Source organism: Saprospira grandis, from assembly GCF_027594745.1.
Classification (GTDB): Bacteria; Bacteroidota; Bacteroidia; order Chitinophagales; family Saprospiraceae; genus Saprospira; species Saprospira grandis.
The window spans coordinates 2959421-2978386 of record NZ_CP110854.1 but is presented as its reverse complement, the minus strand read 5'-3'; the positions used below and the strand labels follow the sequence as shown (position 1 = coordinate 2978386).

General features: G+C 48.2%; 16 protein-coding genes. 7 read left to right on the top strand and 9 right to left on the bottom strand.

Annotated features, from left to right (window positions below):
• Nucleotides 1-146: 146 nt before the first annotated feature.
• Nucleotides 147-2585 carry a bifunctional UDP-N-acetylmuramoyl-tripeptide:D-alanyl-D-alanine ligase/alanine racemase gene (locus tag OP864_RS11790; RefSeq protein WP_270098372.1) on the top strand — a complete coding sequence of 813 codons (2439 nt, stop codon included), beginning with the start codon at nucleotides 147-149 and terminating at the stop codon, nucleotides 2583-2585.
• 209 nt (nucleotides 2586-2794) lie between these two features.
• On the opposite strand, the gene OP864_RS11785 is transcribed toward OP864_RS11790, so the two are convergent.
• A complete protein-coding gene (locus OP864_RS11785) occupies nucleotides 2795-3658 on the bottom strand; it encodes a hydroxymethylglutaryl-CoA lyase (RefSeq protein WP_270098371.1) in 864 nt (287 codons plus the stop codon).
• Between the two features lie 127 nt (nucleotides 3659-3785).
• Here OP864_RS11785 and OP864_RS11780 point away from each other — a divergent pair, with 127 nt between their 5' ends.
• Nucleotides 3786-4034: a hypothetical protein gene (locus OP864_RS11780; RefSeq protein ID WP_015693265.1), complete on the top strand. Its 249-nt coding sequence runs from the start codon at nucleotides 3786-3788 to the stop codon at nucleotides 4032-4034.
• Here OP864_RS11780 and dcd read toward each other — a convergent pair.
• Nucleotides 4031-4567, bottom strand: coding sequence for a dCTP deaminase (dcd, locus tag OP864_RS11775; RefSeq protein ID WP_015693264.1), 537 nt, complete (start codon nucleotides 4565-4567; stop codon nucleotides 4031-4033). The two genes, OP864_RS11780 and dcd, sit on opposite strands and share 4 nt — an antisense overlap.
• A 291-nt stretch (nucleotides 4568-4858) precedes the next feature.
• Here dcd and OP864_RS11770 point away from each other — a divergent pair, with 291 nt between their 5' ends.
• Nucleotides 4859-5080, top strand: a complete 222-nt coding sequence (locus OP864_RS11770) for a DUF2795 domain-containing protein (protein ID WP_002657397.1) — start codon at nucleotides 4859-4861, stop codon at nucleotides 5078-5080.
• 263 nt (nucleotides 5081-5343) lie between these two features.
• Here OP864_RS11770 and OP864_RS11765 read toward each other — a convergent pair whose 3' ends face one another.
• Nucleotides 5344-6768, bottom strand: a complete 1425-nt coding sequence (locus OP864_RS11765; protein WP_270098370.1) for a DEAD/DEAH box helicase — start codon at nucleotides 6766-6768, stop codon at nucleotides 5344-5346.
• A gap of 409 nt (nucleotides 6769-7177) precedes the next feature.
• Between OP864_RS11765 and OP864_RS11760 the strand changes: the two genes are divergently transcribed.
• From OP864_RS11760 to rodA, 4 genes are all read left to right on the top strand, one after another.
• Nucleotides 7178-8707 carry a SulP family inorganic anion transporter gene (locus OP864_RS11760; RefSeq protein WP_015693261.1) on the top strand — a complete coding sequence of 510 codons (1530 nt, stop codon included), beginning with the start codon at nucleotides 7178-7180 and terminating at the stop codon, nucleotides 8705-8707.
• Between the two features lie 635 nt (nucleotides 8708-9342).
• Entirely contained in the window at nucleotides 9343-10263 is a 921-nt protein-coding gene (locus OP864_RS11755) for a hypothetical protein (RefSeq protein ID WP_270098369.1), read from the top strand.
• A gap of 9 nt (nucleotides 10264-10272) precedes the next feature.
• Nucleotides 10273-11670, top strand: a complete 1398-nt coding sequence (locus OP864_RS11750; RefSeq protein ID WP_270098368.1) for a thioredoxin domain-containing protein — start codon at nucleotides 10273-10275, stop codon at nucleotides 11668-11670.
• Nucleotides 11671-11786: 116 nt separating this feature from the next.
• Nucleotides 11787-13202 carry a rod shape-determining protein RodA gene (gene rodA, locus OP864_RS11745; RefSeq protein ID WP_015693256.1) on the top strand — a complete coding sequence of 472 codons (1416 nt, stop codon included), beginning with the start codon at nucleotides 11787-11789 and terminating at the stop codon, nucleotides 13200-13202.
• Between the two features lie 223 nt (nucleotides 13203-13425).
• Here the strand turns inward: rodA and OP864_RS11740 are convergent, their stop codons facing one another.
• From OP864_RS11740 to OP864_RS11715, 6 genes are all read right to left on the bottom strand, one after another.
• A complete protein-coding gene (locus OP864_RS11740) occupies nucleotides 13426-13923 on the bottom strand; it encodes an Lrp/AsnC family transcriptional regulator (RefSeq protein WP_015693255.1) in 498 nt (165 codons plus the stop codon).
• Between the two features lie 292 nt (nucleotides 13924-14215).
• Nucleotides 14216-15637 (bottom strand): Glu/Leu/Phe/Val family dehydrogenase, encoded by a 1422-nt coding sequence (locus OP864_RS11735; RefSeq protein WP_270098367.1) that lies wholly within the window; start codon nucleotides 15635-15637, stop codon nucleotides 14216-14218.
• Nucleotides 15638-15723: 86 nt separating this feature from the next.
• On the bottom strand, nucleotides 15724-15939 hold the full coding sequence (locus OP864_RS11730; RefSeq protein ID WP_015693253.1) for a CcmD family protein: 216 nt from the start codon (nucleotides 15937-15939) through the stop codon (nucleotides 15724-15726).
• A gap of 389 nt (nucleotides 15940-16328) precedes the next feature.
• Nucleotides 16329-17378, bottom strand: a complete 1050-nt coding sequence (locus OP864_RS11725; RefSeq protein ID WP_270098366.1) for a cytochrome c biogenesis protein — start codon at nucleotides 17376-17378, stop codon at nucleotides 16329-16331.
• A 10-nt stretch (nucleotides 17379-17388) separates the two neighbouring features.
• Nucleotides 17389-17943: a 16S rRNA (guanine(966)-N(2))-methyltransferase RsmD gene (gene rsmD / locus OP864_RS11720; RefSeq protein WP_270098365.1), complete on the bottom strand. Its 555-nt coding sequence runs from the start codon at nucleotides 17941-17943 to the stop codon at nucleotides 17389-17391.
• A gap of 182 nt (nucleotides 17944-18125) precedes the next feature.
• Nucleotides 18126-18965 (bottom strand): DUF3822 family protein, encoded by an 840-nt coding sequence (locus OP864_RS11715; protein ID WP_270098364.1) that lies wholly within the window; start codon nucleotides 18963-18965, stop codon nucleotides 18126-18128.
• Nucleotide 18966 lies beyond the last annotated feature (1 nt).

Here is an 18966-nt window from a genome sequence, read left to right as displayed (position 1 = left end):
GGGAGCAGTGCCGCGCAGCGGCAGACCAAAGCCGAAACGAAGTGAAGGCTGAAGGGCCGAGCAGACTTGCGAGCTGCGGACCGTAGCGCCCGCCGAAGGCGGGAGGCCCCAAAAAACAATCAATACAGCATAAAAAAACAGGAAGGATGGAAGCAATAGATTTTGGAGGAGCATTTTGGCAAGGCAAGCGGGCATTGACCGATAGTCGGCAGGCGGTAGAAGCTGGGCGGCAGATTTTTTTTGCTCGTTTGGGGCCACAGCACAATGGACACGATTATATTCCGGCCCTTTATGAAAAAGGCCTGCGGCATTTTGTGGTAGAAGAAGGCGGTTGGGAAGAGCGTTACCCCAAGGCCGAATTTCTGCATTTTCCTGATAGTTTGGCCCTTTTGCAGGCTTGGGCGGCCTGGCATCGGCAGCAATTTGAGGGGCCGATCTTGGGGATTGCGGGCAGTAATGGCAAAACGATTATTAAGGAATGGCTCTACCAGTTGCTTTCGCCGCATTTGGCCCTACTCAAAAGCCCCAAGAGCTATAATTCTCAGTTGGGGGTGGCGCTTTCGCTGCTAGAACTGCGGGCAGAGCATCAGTTGGGCCTAATTGAGGCGGGCATTTCGAAGCGGGGCGAGATGCAGCGGCTGGCAAAGATGATTTCGCCCCAATATGGGCTCTTTAGTAATTTGGGCTCGGCACATGATGAAGGTTTTGCCAATAGAAGCGAAAAACTAGCCGAGAAAATGCGTCTTTTTGAGGGGGTGGAGCAGCTAGTTTATTGTTTGGACCAAAGAGAATTGGCCCAGTATGTCGCGCAGCATTTTGAGGAAGATCGCCGCTTTAGTTGGGGCCGCTCGCCCTTAGCTAAGTTGCAGCTTTTATCGGAAAAACAGCAAGGCAGCCAGAGCATTTTGCGTCTAGCTTATGCGGGTCAAGAGCAAACAGTTGTTTTGCCCTTTTGGGGAAAAGCCGCCATAGAAAATGCGATGCAAGTCCTGAGTTTTTGTCTGCTTTGGGGGCTATCTTGGGCCGATATTCAGGCTGGATTTAGGGAGCTGCGCAAATTGCCTATGCGGCTGAGCTGGAAAAAAGGGAGTCGAGATTGCCTTATTTTAGACGATAGTTATAGCAATGATTTATTGGGCCTTCGGCATGCTTTAGAATTTATGGCCCAGCATCAGGAGCATCGTTTTTTGCGGCCCAGCATCATCCTCTCCGACATCATGGAATCGGGCCAAGAGGAAGAGCAACTCTATGCGGAGGTTGCCCAATTATTGGAGCAATATCAGATCGAGCGGATCTTGGGCATTGGGGCCGCTATGCAGCGACAGCAAGCACAGTTTGACTTTATTCCGGAGCGCAATTTTTATCCCAATACAGAGCAGGCCTTGGCCGCCTTGGTCTCGGATGAGTTGCTTTTTCAATCGGAATATATCTTGGTCAAGGGGGCGCGTTCTTTTCGTTTGGAGCGCCTGAGTCAGCGCCTACTCGAGCAGCGGCATCGCTCGGTTTTGGAGCTCTCTAAATCGGCTATTTTGCATAATTTGCGGACCTACAAGCAGCAGCTCAAGCCCTCCACTCGGCTGATGGTCATGGTCAAGGCCTTTGCCTATGGCAGCAGCTATGAGATGGCCCATTTGCTGGCCAATCAGGGGGTAGATTACTTTGGGGTAGCCTATGCGGATGAGGGGGTGCGCTTGCGGAAAGAGGGCATTCAGCAACCGATTATGGTCATGAACAGTGAAAACCTGGCCTTTGAGGACCTCTTACAATTTCGCTTGGCCCCTTCCATCTTTAGTTTGGCCCAGCTCAAGGCCTTTGTGCAATTTTTGGAGCGTTACCACTACCCTGCTCATCCCATTCATATCGAGTTGGATACGGGCATGCATCGTTTGGGCTTTGAGGGCCAGGAATTGCCCGCCCTTTTGGCCTTTTTGAAAGAGAAAAAGCAATATATACAAGTGGCGGGCATCTTCTCGCATCTAGCTGCAGCCGATGAGGCCGAGCAGCAGGCCTTTACCCATTTGCAGGCCCAGCGTTTTGCCCACTGGGCCGAACAAATAGAGGCCATTTTAGAAGAGAAGCCCCTGCGGCATCTGCTCAATTCTGCGGGGATTTCGGCCTATGCCGACTACCAATACGACATGGTTCGTTTGGGCATTGGTTTGCATGGAGTAGACCCTGCCGAGCGCTTGAATTTGCAGGCGGTGGCTCGTTTGCGCAGCCAGGTCTCGCAGGTCAAGCAACTAGAAGCGGGAGAGGCTGTTGGCTATGGGCGAGCGGCCAAGGCTCCGCAGGCTAGGGAAATTGCCACCTTGGCCATTGGTTATGGCGATGGTTTGCCGAGGGGTTTGGGCAATGGCAAGGGGCAGGTTTATATAGGGGGGCGACTTTGTCCATTGGTGGGCAATGTTTGCATGGACATGTGCTTTGCCGATGTCTCGGGCCTAAGGGTTCGGGCGGGCGATAAAGCCATATTTTTTGGTCCAGAGCTGCCCATTGAGGGGCAGGCCAAGGCCTTGGGCAGCATTCCCTATGAGCTCTTAACTCGGATAGGGCCAAGGGTGCCGCGTTTGTATTATGAGGATTAGGATTTGGGGCTGCCCACTCGCTTCGCTCGGGTCGGGCCATTGCGCAGCTCGCAGGTCTGCTCGGCCCTGCAGGCTTTTTCGCTTTGCTTCAAAAGCCTTTGGTCTGCCGCCTGCGGCGGCCCTGCTCCAGCCCCTCAGCCGATAGGGCCAATGAAAAAGCCCCAAACGGCCGTTGGCCGTTTGGGGCTTGCGCTAATCTCTTTGCTCGCTTAGATCGTTGTTTTTTGAGGAAAGACAGCAAGCGCCATGGCCAAGCTTTCTTGCAGGGCCGTTTCATTTAGGGCGAGCTCTTCCTTTTGGCTATTAAAATAATAGACCAGATTTTCGGTAGGCATATTGCCCGTTAGATCATCTTTGGCCATAGGGCAGCCCCCATATCCTCTGAGCGCCCCATCAAAGCGGCGGCAATTATTTTGGTAAGCGGCCACAACTTTCTCCTCCCAATTATGGGCTTGAGTATGGAAATGGGCGCCAAACTCCACATCTGGATAAGGGGGAATCAGATTAGCAAAAAGGTATTCGATAATTTGGGGGTTAGCCACCCCAATAGTATCTGAAAGTGAAATAATTTTGATGCCCATATCGGCCAAGACATTGACCCAATTTTGCACCAGTTCTACATTCCAGGGGTCGCCATAAGGGTTACCAAAGCCCATAGAGACATAAACCACCAACTGCTTATTATGCTTGAGGCAAAGCTTTTGGATCGCCTCTACTCGGCCCAAAGAATCGGCAATACTTGCATTAGTATTGCGTTGTTGGAAGGTTTCGGAGACCGAAAAGGGATAGCCTAGGTAGCGAATTTCTTCAAATTGGCAGGCATCCTCGGCCCCTCTTTGATTGGCCACAATAGCTAGCAACTGGCTGCTGCTCTGCTCCAAATTTAGCTGGCTGAGGACCTTGGCCGTATCTCTCATTTGCGGAATCGCCTTGGGCGAGACAAAGCTGCCAAAATCTAGGGTATGAAAGCCCACTTTTAGCAATTGATTGAGATAATTTACCTTCTCTTCAGTGGGGATAAAATCATGCAAACCCTGCATGGCATCCCTTGGACATTCAATTAGTTTGATCATTAACTGTTAGTATCTAGTTAGTTCGCTCTAATTTTGCCTGCTCGGATGGAAAAGGAGCGAGAACAAAATGTAATTCTAATAGTTCTTTAGTAAGTTTGCGGCTTCAACGGAAATAGCATCTACAATTATGAAAAACAAAACAACCCTAACCCTCATTGCCTTTGGGCTTTTCCTCATTGGTTTTGTGGGCCTAATTGTCAACCTTATTGGTCTGCCATTTATGTTAACCGACTGGCTCAACCAGCTCTTTGGTGCGGCCGTAGGTTTCTTACTAAAACTTGTATTGGTCATGTTCGGTTTAGGCTTGGCGGTCTTTGCCAATAGCCCAGAAAAGGAGCCTTATGATGAATACTTTGATGGGGACAAATTTGATTAGAACTTATTTTTCCACATCATAGATTCTACGGGATAAGGCGTTTTCTCTACGTATTTGGCATTTTGTTTTTTATTGTAGCGATTTTCCACTTCGCCATCTAGGGCAAAGTAAATCAGTTGACCAATAGGCATACCGGCATATACGCGGACGGGCAAGCTACAAGAAATCTCTAAGGTCCAATAGTTACAGAAGCCCACATCGCCTTTACCTGCGGTGGCATGAATATCAATGCCCAAGCGGCCCACGCTAGATTTCCCCTCTAAAAAAGGAACTTGTTTATGGGTTTCGGTGTACTCTTGAGTCACGCCTAAATAAAGTTGGCCAGGCTGTAAAACATAGCCTTCTTCGGGAATTTCGAAGCGGCGAACCGAGTTGTGTTTTCGAGCATCTAGGACCTCGGCCTCATAAACGGCTAGGCTGGCTCCTAGGTGAACATCATAGGAATTGCTGCCTAGGCAGGCTCTGTCAAAAGGCTCAATAACGATTTCGCCTTGCGCTATACAGTTTAAAATGGCTTTATCTGATAGAATCATCTTGTTCTTCTTGAAGACTGCCCTATAAGCTAGACCAATCTTTATTTTGAATAATAATAATTTTGGGCGAATTAAAAAAGAAAAATGGACTTGGCCGCTATTTCTCAGGATAAGATTTTATTAAACTTTTGTCCTTTTTTTTCTTGGCCGACCCACTTTTTTTTCGCTCTTTTCGTTATGGAAATTAACGGCTAGCCCTTACATTTGCAGGCCTTTGAGGGGCCCGAATAAATAGAGGGTAATCCTTTAAAAGACAACATAAAAGCAAACCATCGAAAATTCTATTTCTCTATGTATTGGACGTTAGAACTCGCCTCTTATTTGCAGGACGCTCCTTGGCCTGCCACTCGCGACGAACTTATTGATTATGCTATCCGCTCTGGTGCGCCTATCGAGGTGATTGAAAACCTTCAGGCCCTAGAAGATGAGGGAGAGCATTACGAAGGCATTGAAGACATCTGGGATGATTATCCCACCAAAAGTGATTTCTTCTTTCCTGAAGACGAATACTAAATGCTTAAAGCGTTCTGGTAGAACCCAGAGCGCTTTTTTTGGTCCTATTTTGCGGTTTTGCAGGCGGCGAAGCCGCCGCAGGCTGAGGGATGGACAGGGGGGCGGCGAAGCCGCAGACCTAGCAGGCAAAGCCCGCGCAGGGCCGAGCAGACTTGCGAGCCCCGACACAGCCCGACCCGACCGCAGGGAGGGGCAGCCCCAAAAAAAGAAAAACCTTCCCCAAAAACTGGAGAAGGTTTTTTATTTAGAAGTTGGAGCGTTGTTTAGTACTTCCCTCTTTTCTTCTTCTTTTTCTTGAAGCTGCTAAAGCGGTCATTGGGACGGCCTTTGCCGTAACCACCACTTTTTTTCTTGCCTTTATAGCCACCTCGACGACCATCTTTGCGGCCAGAGCGGCCACGGTCTCCTCCACCTTTTTCAGAGAAAGACTGAGGGGCGCCCATTTTGCCGAGTTGGATTTTACTCAACTCATGAGCGAGGACCTTTCCGATGAGCTCTTCTTTGCTGAGGTTGGCAAAAAGCAGATTAGCTTCTTCCTTCATTTCCTCGGTAAGGTTGGCTCGGATAGATTGGTCCAAGACATTTTTGCACCAAGTTTTGAGGCGTTCGTTGCGAATCAGCTCCGCAGAAGGCACTTCTACTTGTTTGATTTTGAGGCCCAACATCTTTTCGATATGGCGGATGCGGTGGAAATCGCGTTTTTCTACAAAAGCGATCGACAAACCTTTTTTACCCGCACGAGCGGTACGGCCACTTCGGTGCGTATAATAAGAAAGGTCATCGGGCAAATGGTAGTGGAAAACATGCGTTAGATCATCCACATCGATACCCCGGGCAGCGATATCGGTAGCGATAAGGACCTGCAAGTTGTGTTGGCGGAAGCGGCGCATCACTTGATCGCGCTGCGCTTGCGACAAATCGCCATGCAAAGCATCGGCGGTATAGCCTCTTTGGATTAAGAGCTCGGCCAATTCCTGAGTATTGCGACGAGTGCGGCAGAAAACCACGGCCCGCATATCGGGTTGAGCGTCTAGGAAACGGCCCAAAGCCTCTGACTTATCCTTATAGTGTAGGCCTACATATTGGTGTTCGATATTTTCATTGACCTCTTGCTTGCTATTGAGCTGCACCTCTAGGGGGTTAGTCATATAGCGTTTTACGATGCCCTTAATATCCTTAGACATAGTAGCAGAGAACAACCAAAGGTTTTTACCTTCGGCGGTATATTCTAGAATTTCGTCTAGATCTTCTTTAAAGCCCATATTGAGCATCTCATCGGCTTCATCGAGGACCAAATAGCGCAAACCTCTGAGGTCTACAGCGCCACGTTTGAGTAAATCGATCAAGCGGCCAGGCGTAGCAATAATAATATGCTGAGTCTCAGAGCGGAGGGCTTTGAGTTGTTTAACGATGGGAGCACCACCATAAACGGCAAGCATGTTAATTCGCTGCTGGTATTTTCCGAAAAGCGCTAATTGTTTGGCAATCTGTTGGCCCAACTCACGAGTGGGGGCTAAGATTAATGCCTGTGTTAGGGGCATTTGGCTATCCATGCGCTCGATGAGCGGCAGACCAAAAGCAGCGGTTTTTCCGGTTCCCGTTTGGGCCAAGCCCAAAAAGTCGCGTTCCTGCTCTAGTAGTTCTGGAATAGCTTCATGTTGAATTTCACTAGGATTTTCAAATCCCATTTCCGCAATTGCTTTTAGCGTGGGCTGCGAAAGACCCAACTCCTTGAAGGTTAGCAAAGTAGTATTAATTTAAACTCGACCCACTCGCCCCCTTCATCAAAAATCTTTCTCAAATTCATTCAAAAGTAATAGGAGCCCTTAGGCCAAAATGATCATTAGTGAGCGCTTGCCAATTGTTTTTTTTTGGTATTGCTCGCCGCAAAGATGCGTAAAATATTGCAGAGCTGAGCCTAAAATTGATAAAATCGGTATTCTGCCTAGCAGATTTAATATTAAATCTGCCATCTGTTAAGACAAAGTTTTTCAGTTATTTAGGGTCTTTTGCTCAAAAAAGCCTAGTTTTGTGGCCGTTTTGCCCAAGCTTGGGCCAATAAAAAAACAACCCACTGAAAATCAATAGTTTTAACCAATGAAAAAGAAATATCAACTCTTTGATCTCTCTCAAAAAGTAGATTATCAAAAAGAATTACTCTCAGGCCTAACCGTGGCCCTAGCCTTGATTCCCGAGGCCGTAGCCTTTGCCATGATTGCTGGTCTACATCCGCTTACGGGACTCTATGCCGCTTTTATGATGGGAATCGTTACCGCTATTTTGGGTGGTCGTCCTGGCATGATTTCGGGCGCAACGGGTGCCGTGGCGGTGGTGATTGTCGAATTGGCCTTGCATCATGGGGTCGAATACGTTTTTGCGGCCGTTGTTTTGGCCGGGATTTTCCAAATTGGGGCCGGGCTCTTCCGTTTGGGCAAATTTATGCGGCTGGTCCCGCATCCTGTTATTTTTGGTTTTGTCAATGGTTTGGCCATTATCATTTTTACCGCTCAATTCGATCATTTTAAGCAAGATGGCCAATGGATGATTGGCAGTGAAATGTGGATGATGCTTGGCCTGACGGTCCTTTCTATGCTGATTATCTGGCTGTTGCCTAAATTGACTCGGGCCATTCCCTCTTCTTTGGTGGCTATTTTGGCCGTTTTTGGCATTGTCTCGGCTTTTGGGATCGATACCAAAACGGTAGGTGATATTAGCTCGATTCAGGGAAGTTTTCCGCCCTTTCATATTCCTGAGGTCCCTTTTAGCCTCAAAACCTTAGAGATTATTTTGCCTTATGCGGGCGTGGTGGCTGCTGTGGGCCTAATCGAAAGTTTATTGACGCTGAATATTATTGATGAGATTACCGAAAGTCGGGGTTCTGGCAACCGCGAAGCCGTGGCACAGGGAACCGCCAATATTCTCTCTGGCCTGTTTTCGGGCATGGGTGGTTGCGCTATGTTGGGCCAAAGTTTAATTAATATATCTAGTGGTGCCCGCGCTCGCTTGTCGGGCATTACGGCGGCCGTAATGCTCCTCATTTTTATCATGTTTGGTGCGGGCTTGATTGAACAGCTTCCTATTGCGGCCCTAGCTGGCGTGATGTTTATGGTGGCTATTGGTACCTTTGAATGGGCCAGTTTTACGGTCTTTAACAAGATGCCAAAGTCTGATATTTTTGTGATGGTGCTGGTTACGGTGGTCACTTTGGTTTTGCATAATTTGGCCCTTGCCGTGGTGGTGGGCGTGATTATCTCGGCCTTGGTTTTTGCTTGGGATAGCGCCGTTCGGATTCGCGCCCGCAAGCATATCGACGAAAATGGCCACAAACATTACGAAATTTATGGCCCCCTATTTTTTGGCTCTGTGGCTACCTTTAATGAGAAGTTTGATGTGCAAAATGACCCCGAAGTTGTGATTATTGATTTTGCCGAAAGCCGAGTGGTGGATATGTCGGCCATTGAGGCCCTCAATAAACTGACGGAGCGCTACCAAAAAGCCAATAAGGAGGTCCATCTCAAACACCTCTCAGAAGATTGCAGAAAACTTTTGGCCAATGCCGATAAGGTGGTCGATGTCAATGTTATTGAAGACCCCAGCTACAAACTACTGGTCGATGATGTAAAATAAAAGCCCTTTCTTTAAACGCCTCGCATTTTTTTGTGAGGCGTTTTTTTTGGGGCCTCCCGCCTGCGGCGGGCGCTACGCTTTGGGGCTCGCAGGTCTGCTCGGCCCTTCACAAAACTTCGCTAGCGCTCGTTTTGTTCGGTCTGGCCTTCGGCCACCCCACCGCATCGCTAGGCCGTTCTGGCCTTCGGCCAGCAGGCGGCAAAGCCGCCTGTTTGGACCAAAATGGCCCAGCTGCCCCGAGGGATTCCTTAAAGGAATCCCGTAGAGGGGCGGGTGGGCGGGGACATGTTAAAGCATGAGGAGCGCAGCGACGAATACCGCTTTTTGCGTCTTGCAGGCCCAAAGGGCCGCAGGCTGAGGGGCTGGAGCAGGGCCGCCAAAGGCGGCAGACCAAAGCCCGCAGGGCTGCAGGGCCGAGCAGACTTGCGAGCTGCGCAATGGCCCGACCCGAGCGAAGCGAGTGGGCAGCCCCAAAAAAAAGGCAATAAAATAAGGCATAAAGAACAGATAAACAATAGTTTTTTAGAAAAGCGAAAAAAAAATGGGCTTTTCCCTTTTTGCTTGGCTGAAGCCTAATAAATTTTGTATTTTCGGATTCCAAATACATTTGCCAAAAAAACTAAGCGAACCAGATTATGAAAATTAAGAAGCTTACGCCCGAACAGGTTCAGGATAAGAGCCTGGGATACAAGGAGTATAAAAAGGTCATTAAGACCTTGCTCAACAGCATGCAATCGGAGCACAACAGTGCCGATTTGCCCACCAAATATTTGGCCCTCACCAATTATGAGTTTGCCGATATGCCCGGCAAAAAAATGGGCCTTATTATTCCTGGCGACCAAACGGCTAGCTGGGCCAAGCTCTCTAAAGAGCTGCTCAAAGCCAACAAAAAAGAGATCAGCCTAGGACAGTGCTATATTAGCTTAGATGAATATGACAATCCCGTTCTTCAACTTGAACCATTGAAGGGGAATGCTAAAAAGGCCCTATTGCTCAAGCAATTGACCAAAACGGCCCTAAAAGGTACAGGCGTAGAAGTGGCCATGGCCGCTGCAGAAGAAGCCGTTGCCGAAGCCGTAGCCGATGCTAGCGAAGCCACAGCAGAAGAGACGCCCGCTGGCCCCAAAGAACAAATTCAGGCCCTTTTGGTACAGATTTCGGACCTCAATAAAGGCATTAACCTAGCCGATGGACTTCAGCCAGAGGACATCAGCCAGGCCGAAGAGCTAAAAACGGCTATTCGCCAATTTGCCCTTTTGCTCAAAGATGCAGATGCTGGACTCCGCCAAGAGTTTGGTGCGGCCTTTATCAAAACCCGCAAGCTCTTTAAGAAATTAGAAGAAGAAATTGCTGCGGCCAAAGCCCTTCAGGCAGAGCTCGATGCCGAACTAGCCGCTGAATTGGGCGAGCTAGAAGAAGAGGAAACGGCCACTGCCGCTGCTGAAGAAACAGTAGCTGCGCCCGAAAATAAAGCGGAGGCCATTGCGAGCAATGCCGCCCTTTTTGAGGAAATCAATCAGCTCATCCAAGAGAGCCAATTGCAGCAACTTGTATAAATCACAGAAATGGATCAAGCAACTATCAATAAAGTCAAGGAACTTCAGGCCGCAGCCCAAAAGTGGCTCAAGCACTATGAGGCAGGCGACTTTGGCCAAGATGCAGCCCTAGCCGCTCAGGCCCAAGAAATGAAGACCACCCTAGAAAAATGCAATCAGATTTTGGCCAAGGCCAAAGGCAGTAGCGGAGACTGGCAAGCAGAATTCGATAAACTCAAGGCCAAATTTGAACAAGAACCCTTCTTTGCCAATTGCTTTGCCGCAGCAGAAGATCTGCTAGCCGCTGGCAAAAAAGTAGATGAAGGCGTTCAAAAATTAGCCGGAGAAGCCCAAAAGTTGGCCAGCAACTGGTATGGCCAATTTGCCGACCTAGCCGAAGTGCCCCAAAATATCAAGGCCACCGTAGCCGGCCTAAGCGATAGAGCCAAACAATTGCTCGGCTCGGCCCAAAAGCCTGAAGGCAATTACAAAATTGCTTTCTTTGGCGCTCAAACTGGCGAAAGCCGCAAGCTCTCCAAACATCTAGATGATTTGGTGGCCGAACATGCCGGGCAATTTAGCCTAGAAAAACATGTGGATGATGGCCAAGAAGGCTTGCGCAAAAAACATAATATCGAGCACTTCCCTACCCTCCTCTTTATGGTGGACAATAAGGAATTTGCTCGACATGAAGGCGAAATTAGCCTGGCTAGCCTCCAACAAAAAATCAATACTATGCTCGAGGGCGCTAAGTTCTCGGATAGTAGCAAGGTGATTTCTATGGAGGACCAAAAAACTATCTCGGAAAGAGAACTCTTCGAGTTGGGCGAATTTGTGGTGGTCTACTTCGAAACCGTTTGGTCGGGCGCTTGTAAAAAAGTGGGCAGCTCGGTCAAAGATGCCGTGCTCGAACTAGCCGCAGAGGCCAATAAAACAACCAGCATCAAATATGAAAATGTATTGATTGATGGCCGCACCAAATTGCATGAGCGCTTTAAGGTGGACAAAGTACCCACTATGGTCTATCTCCGCGATGGCAATGAAGTAGGGCGTCATGAAGGCTATATCAACCCCTCTAACCTCAAAGAAGATATGCGCCGCTTCTTGGCCAACGGAAAAGTAGGCAATAGCAGCTCTAATGAGGTGGATTTGATTGGGATGGAATATGACCAAGCTTCTGCTCAACAGCTTAGCATGGACCTCAAAAGCCGCCTAGATGGCAGCGTGGGCAAAGGAGGCAAAAACGAAACCTCTGATGTCTATACTATCCAGGTCCTTTTGGCCCAAAATGGCTATAGCTGCGCAGCAGATGGAGAATATAGCAGCGAACTAGCCGCTATTATTACCGAATTCCAAGCCGCCAATGAGCTCCCTCAAACAGGAGCCGTTAAGGCTGGCGACGAAAGCTGGCAGGCCCTAAATAGCTAGGCCTTTTTTAGACAGCTCAAAAAAGCGGAAAAACCTCTGGGTTTTTCCGCTTTTTTTTCGCTTTTGGACCAAGGGCCGCCCCCCCTTTCTTATCTTTGAGCCTAATTTTGTTATTCATGAATGACCTGAGAAAAGAATTTAGCAATTATGATTGGCTGGGCATTGGCCTAACCCTAGTGCTGATGGCCATCGGCTGGCTGATGATTTTCGCCTCGGAGTATCATGCCGAGAGCTATACCCATTTGCTGGATCTAGACAAGAACTACGGCAAGCAGCTCATCTGGATTACGGCAGCTATCGTTTTGGCTGTGGGGGTCCAAATTGTCGACTCTAAGTTTATTCACACCATGAGCCCCTTGGCTTTTGCAGCGGTCTTGTTTTTGCTTTTTGCGGTGCTCTTTACTCCACCAGTCAATGGCGCTAGCTCCTGGTTTGGCATTGGCAGCTTTAGGCTACAACCCTCCGAGTTTTCTAAAACAGCCACCAACTTGGCCCTAGCCGCCCTACTCACTCGACCGCAATTTAGGATGCAGGAGTTCAAGTATCAGCTGCAGGCCGTAGGCCTCATTCTTAGTCCCGTTATTCTCATTGCGTTACAGCCCGATGCGGGTTCTTGTTTGGTCTATGTGGCCTTTTTTCTCGTCATTTTCCGTGCGGGTTTTCCGCCTTTCATCTACATTTTGGGCCTCAGTATGGCCAGTTTGGGCATTGCCTCTTTAATGGTCGATGATGTGAGTGGGCTAATTTTAAGCCTCATTTTCTTGGCCAATTTGGTGGCGCTTCGCCTTTGGCAGAAAGATGAACGCTGGCTGCTCGCTGCTGTTGCTCTTGGCGCAGTACTCTATTTTCTCTATCAAGCCGCCTATTTTTGGCCCCTACTCCTCTTATTTTCAGCAAGCCTAATCAGTTTATCGGCTTTGGCAGGGCTCAAAAAGCGCGGCCAATGGCAGGCGGTGGGCTTCAATTTAGGCGTTTTGGCCCTAAGTATGGGCTATAGCGCTACGGTCAATTATGCCATTTACAAACTTCTACGCCCTCACCAACAAGAGCGCATTTTGGTCTGGCTTCGGCCCGAAAAATGCGACCCTCTAGGCGCACTCTACAATGTAGAGCAATCTAAATTTGCCATTGGTTCTGGTGGGCTCTGGGGCAAGGGCTTCTTAGAGGGAGAACGCACAAAACTAGACTATGTGCCCGAACAATCTACTGATTTTATTTTTTGCACTATGGGCGAAGAATGGGGATTTATGGGCAGCTTTCTCCTCATTAGCCTCTTTACGGCTCTTTTGCTCCGCATTCTGTACTTAGCCGAACGCCAACGCTCCGATTTTGCCAAATATTACGCCTATGGCGTGGCCTTCATTCTCTTCATGCACCTTTTTGTCAATATCGGCATGACGGTCGGCCTGGTCCCCGTTATCGGCATTCCGCTCCCCTTCATTAGCTATGGGGGCTCTTCCCTAATGTCTTTTGGCATCTTGCTGGCCATCCTTTTCAAACTCGATTTTGAACGAAAATCTATTTTTCGATAAGCTGTTTTTGGGGCTGCCCCGCCCTGCGGGCGGGTCGGGCCATTGCGCAGCTCGCAGGTCTGCTCGGCCCTGCGCAGGCTTCGCCTGCTAGGTCTGCCGCCTTCGGCGGCCCTGCTACAGCCCCTCAGCCGGCGGCCCTTCGGGCCTGTAGGACCAAAAAAAAGCGCTAAACCAGTGGGTGGTTTAGCGCTTCTGCTGTCAACAGTAAAACAGGGGATAAGACTTAGTGCTGATGCAACTTCTCATAATTGAAAGGCAACAACTTAGAATCCTTCACAGTAGATAGGGTCATCAAAGTTTTGAGTCGCTCAATCTCCTCAATTTTAGAGAGGGTCTTGAACAAGAGCTGCTCATAAGTGGGGATATCCTTACAAACCAACTTCATCAAGAAGTCGGCTTCTCCCGTAATGATATAGCACTCTACAATTTCATCAATTTGGTCCACCTTAGACAAAAAGCTTTCTAGCGCATTTTCTTTTTGCCAGGCCAAAGAAACCAAAACAAAAGTCTTTACACTAAGGCCCATTGCTGCGGGGGCCACTTGGGCATGATAGCTCTCAATAATACCTGAGTTCTCTAACTTCTTTACTCGCTCCAAAGTAGGAGCTGGAGACAAACCAATTCGCTTTGATAGTTCCAAATTGGTAATCTTACTGTTCTGCTGAAGAATCTTCAAAATCTTCAGGTCAATCTTATCCAACTTATGATTTCCTGTTGGCATAATGCGTTGTTTAGCAAAGGGCTGCTGCCCTTTTGTTATAGTAATATATATCCTAATGTCAAACGGTATGGCCAAGGGCCAAATATCTATTTATTTAGATACACAAAAATAGTCTTTTTTTTCTATTCCTAAAGTGCTTAGCAGGAATTTAACAAAATAAAATTTTGTTTAGCCGACTAAACTTCTGCTTATACAGTAGTATTGTGTTAGTTATCACAAAAAAAGGAGGCTTCGGCCTCCTTTTTCGTTATTTGTTAGCGGTATAAACCAACTTTAAATTGGCCGATTTTGGCTATGGCCAAATACCGAGAGACATATAGTCTGCGCCAATTTTCTTAATAGCGTAAACAAATGCTGCGGTACGTAGATCGGGAATAGCGGGATTAGACTTCCAAGTAGCGCGAATATTTTGGTAAGAAGTCACCATAGTTTCTTCTAGACCAGAGCGTACGAGGTCCAGCTCATCGGCACCAGAAGTAAGCATACTTCTTTGGGCGGGGCTGAGGTCTTTGCCTGTCATTTCCAAAATCATATCTACCAAATGGGTGTAGCGGTTCGAGGTGAAACGCTTCTCCATATGGCCAAAGCGAGAGTGAGAGATATTTTTCAACCACTCAAAATAAGATACAGTTACCCCACCTGCGTTTGCATACATATCGGGAATGATGAGTACGCCTTTTTTGAGGAGGACGGCTTCTGCCTCAGGAGTAACAGGTCCGTTGGCAGCTTCTGCAATAATTTTAGCCTTAATGCGGTCTGCATTATCAGCGTTAATTTGGTTTTCTAGGGCCGCGGGAACAAGAATATCGCATTCTAGCTCTAGAGCGCTACCACGGTGCTCCAAAGTAGTACTACCAGGAAAACCTAGGATAGAACCAGTTTTGGCGCGGAACTTCAATAGTTCAGTTACATCGATTCCCTCAGGGTTATAGATAGAACCTTCGTACTCGGCTACGCCAATTACTTTGATTCCGCCTTCTTCCTGAGAAATTGTTCCAGTATAAGAACCTACATTACCCATACCTTGGATCACCATAGTTTTTCCTTCGGTTCCGGTAGTCAGGCCTAATTTATCAGTATCGTCGCTATAAGAAAGGGCTTCGCGGATAGCATAGAAAACGCCACGGCCAGTAGCCTCTGTACGTCCAGCTACACCATTTTGCTCTACGGGCTTACCCGTTACACAGCCTGCGCCTTCTAGTTCGCCATGACGAAGCGTCATGTAAGTATCCATGATCCAAGCCATTTCTTTGGGGCCTGTTCCATAATCGGGAGCAGGTACATCTAGGCCGGGGCCAATAAAGTTTTTGCGGACCAACTCAGCAGCATAGCGGCGAGTAATGCGCTCCAACTCCTCTTCAGAATAATCTTTGGGATTGATTTTCACCCCCCCCTTGGCGCCACCAAAAGGTACATCTACTACAGCACACTTATAGGTCATCAGGGCTGCAAGTGCTTTTACCTCATCTTGGTTTACCCCTAAGCTATAGCGAATCCCCCCCTTAGTGGGCATACGGTGATTAGAGTGTTGTACGCGGTAAGCCTCGATTACATTCACATCGCCGTCTTTGGTACGTACAGGGAATTTCATTGCAAAAATCGCGTTACAAGCCTTAATCTGGCCCAATAGGCCCTCAGAAAGGCCAGCGTAACTTGCTGCTTTATCAAAGTTGCGTTCTACGCCTTCAAAAAAGCTATAATGTTTGTCCGCCATAATTCGGAAAATTGATAATTGAAAAAGTCAAATGTATTAAAGTGGACCTATCCATTTGATAAGGCCCCTCAAGTGTTTCGATTTATTTATAAATCTTCATGCGCTCGCTCTATCTTGGCCAAACGGCGCTCTAGATAAACCAAAAGGGCAATAATACCTATGAAGATCAACAGAATAACGGCCACTACTACATAAATTTTACCCGTACTCTCCAAAAAATCTGTTTGTGTAGAAGGAGATTGGGCGCTTAGGCTAACAGTAGCCAAAAGCATCAAAATCAAGCTATTATATGTTTTTCTCATGCTTTTATGATCCGTTTGTATTGTAAACTTTGGAATTTTTATTTGGAAAAAAAAATTTATCCTCAACTATATTTTAAAGAAGAGTCTACCGTTTGAGGCAAATTTGGGCTAGTTTACTTATATAATCTTTTGTGAACTAGCTATTTTCCCAAAGAAATATCTAAAACTCTATATTAAAAATTATTCTTATTGGCCCCTCCTTTTAGACCCAAAATAAAAGCGGCCGAAGCCCAAGGCCAAAAGCAAAGCCTACAGATGAGCGGCTTACTGGCCTGTAGGGGGCGGCAAAGCCGCAGACCTAGGGGCTGAAAGCCCCGCAGGGCCGAGCAGACCTGCGAGCCAGGAAGGGCAGGACCTGAGGCCGCAGGCCGAAGGGAAGCCCCAAAAAATTAGTCCCTAAATTGATTCTCCCAAACCTTGGGTTCTAGGCGATAGACCCGAAAACAAATTTGAGCCAACCAAAGGCCGAAAATGATCCAGCCCAAAACCGAGGGATAGAAAAGTAGGCGCAGGCTGCTATCCAAATCATAGCTGCTAAAAGCGGGATTGCCCTCGGCGCCAGGGTGCAGGCTATCCACCATTCTGGGCACCACATAGAGGAGCGGAATGAGGGTGGCAAAGGCAAAAATGTTGTAGGTGGCCGCAATTCTGGCCCGTTTGTCGGGGTCTTCAAAAGAGGAGCGCAAAACGAAATAGGCCAGATAAATGAGGACCGCCACCGCAGAGGTGTTCTGCTTGACATCCCAGCTCCAATAGGCTCCCCAGGTGTGTTTGGCCCAAATGGCGCCCGTGACCAAGCCCAAAAGGCCGTAGCTCACGCCCACCGTGGCCAAGGCTCTGGCCCAATGGTCATTTTTGAGGCCCTGCCCCGCCATCAGTTGTTTGATGCTCGCCACCACAGAAAGCAGCAAAATAAACATCATCCCGAACCACATGGGCACATGATAAAACAGGTTGCGGATACTTTCTTCTAGAATATTGAGAAAGGGAAAATTGGTCCCTGCTGTCATCGCAAAAGGCTCAGATTGGCAGGCCTCTACGGCCAAATCACCCTCTCCTTTTTGGATGTATAAATCCGTAAAAGCGGTTCCGTATTTGGGCGTGCTAATCTCAATCAGGGGAAAAGGCGCCTTAATTTTGTTGGGGTCCAACTGCGGCAGAGCCACCTCCAACTTGAGTTGGCGGGCCTGGCCAATTTCGATTTTTTGGGCACAAAACACTTGATCTTCCGCTAGCAAAATGCGAGCTTGGACCTCCTCGCCCGACTCAAAGCGGCCATTATAGACCCAAACATCTAGCGATTGACTTTGGCCCGTTTTCAGGCTCAAACTACTTTTATCCGATACAATTCCCATCCTTAGCGGAATCAACAAACCAGCCGAGAGGCTGTAGAACAACAAGACCGCCGCTAGGGCCTTCCACCAATGTTTTTTCAACATGTTTCTCTATTTACTGGGCATCATCGGCCCAAAAGATGCTAAATCGGGCCTGCCCATACTTACGAATTTGCGCAAAGTTAGCATGATTTGCGAAATCTTGGCGCTCGTCATGCTCTATTATCAGGCAGCCCCCTTTTTTTAATATATTCTTAGAAAAAATAAGCGCTGGCAGCTCCTGCATTTTATTCAGGGCATAGGGCGGGTCGGCAAAGACGAGCCCATAACTTTCTTCGGGCAATTGGCCCAAAAAGGCAAAGACATCGGCCTGATAGACCTTGGCCTTTTCTTCCATCCGAAAACGCTGCAATTGGCTTTGAATAAAGCGGCAACAGCCCCGATATTTCTCTACAAAATCGACCTGTTCGGCCCCTCTAGATAAAAACTCATAGCCGACGCCCCCCACTCCTGCAAAAAGGTCCAAAACCCGCAAATCTTGCAGTTCAATTTGATGTTGGAGGATATTAAAAAGCCCCTCTCTGGCCATATCGGTGGTGGGGCGGGTTTTCTGGCTTTTGCCAGGCATTTCATAGCGTTGGCCCTTCAATTGGCCACTGATGATTCGCATATATTTTTGTTTTTTCTGCTGTTTTGGGGCTGCCCCTGCGCTTCGCTTGGGTCGGGCTGTGTCGCAGCTCGCTATTCGCTCGGCCCTGCGGCGCTAAAGCGCCTTGGTCTGGCCCTTTGGGCCACTGCTATCCATCCCTCAGCCAGCGGGCTGCGCCCGCTTCTAGGTCCAAAAAGGGCCAGTTACAAGATCGTAGCTAAAAGCTGAACAGCTCTTTGGGGTTCTAGTTCGGCCAGGCAATCGCTTTGGGCAAAATCTTGGGGGCGGGGCAAGGGTTTTAGGGCCACAATATAGGTATAAAGCAACTGATGAATCGCCGAATCTACCGTCAGTTCTCCGCCAAAATGCAGGGGAATCTTTTTGGGCGAAAGTCCCAGCTCCTTATACATCCAGAGCAAATAATAGAGGCAATCCTCTGCATTTCGGAAGGGCCGAAGCTGGTGCAGCAGCAACTTATCTTTATGCCAGGCCATCAACTGAATGCTTCTGGGGCTAAAATAGGCCAGCAAGCGGTAGTTATTTTCGGGCAATTTGGGAATAAGTTCTTGGCTAATTTGGAGCAGGCTGGGCAGGGCAGAATAAATTTCGGCCTGCGGGAAAAGGTCCTGCAACTGATCTTTTAGGCCTAAGCGGACCGACTGCAAAAAGACCAAATCAAGCGAAGGCAGTTGGGCCTCCAACAGATAATCGCCCTCATCAATCGGGAGCAGGGCCTCAAAATAGCTGTATTGTTGTTCTGCCTGATAAAGCGGTAAGGGCAGCGAAATCACTCTATTGCTCCGCAAATAAATCTGGACCTTTTGATAAGGCGCCCGCAGAATTTCTCTTTGGTCATAAGCCTGATTTAGCCCATCGACCAAACTATACTCTTCTTCTACCTGAACAAAATCGAGGCCGCCTAGGGCCAAGACCTCTTTTTGGGCATGCACCAAATAAGACAACCTATCCGCTCCAAGCAGGAGGGATAGGTTATAATTTTTGCTTTCGTCTAGCGAAAACTTAGCGCTTGTATAGCGGTCCATA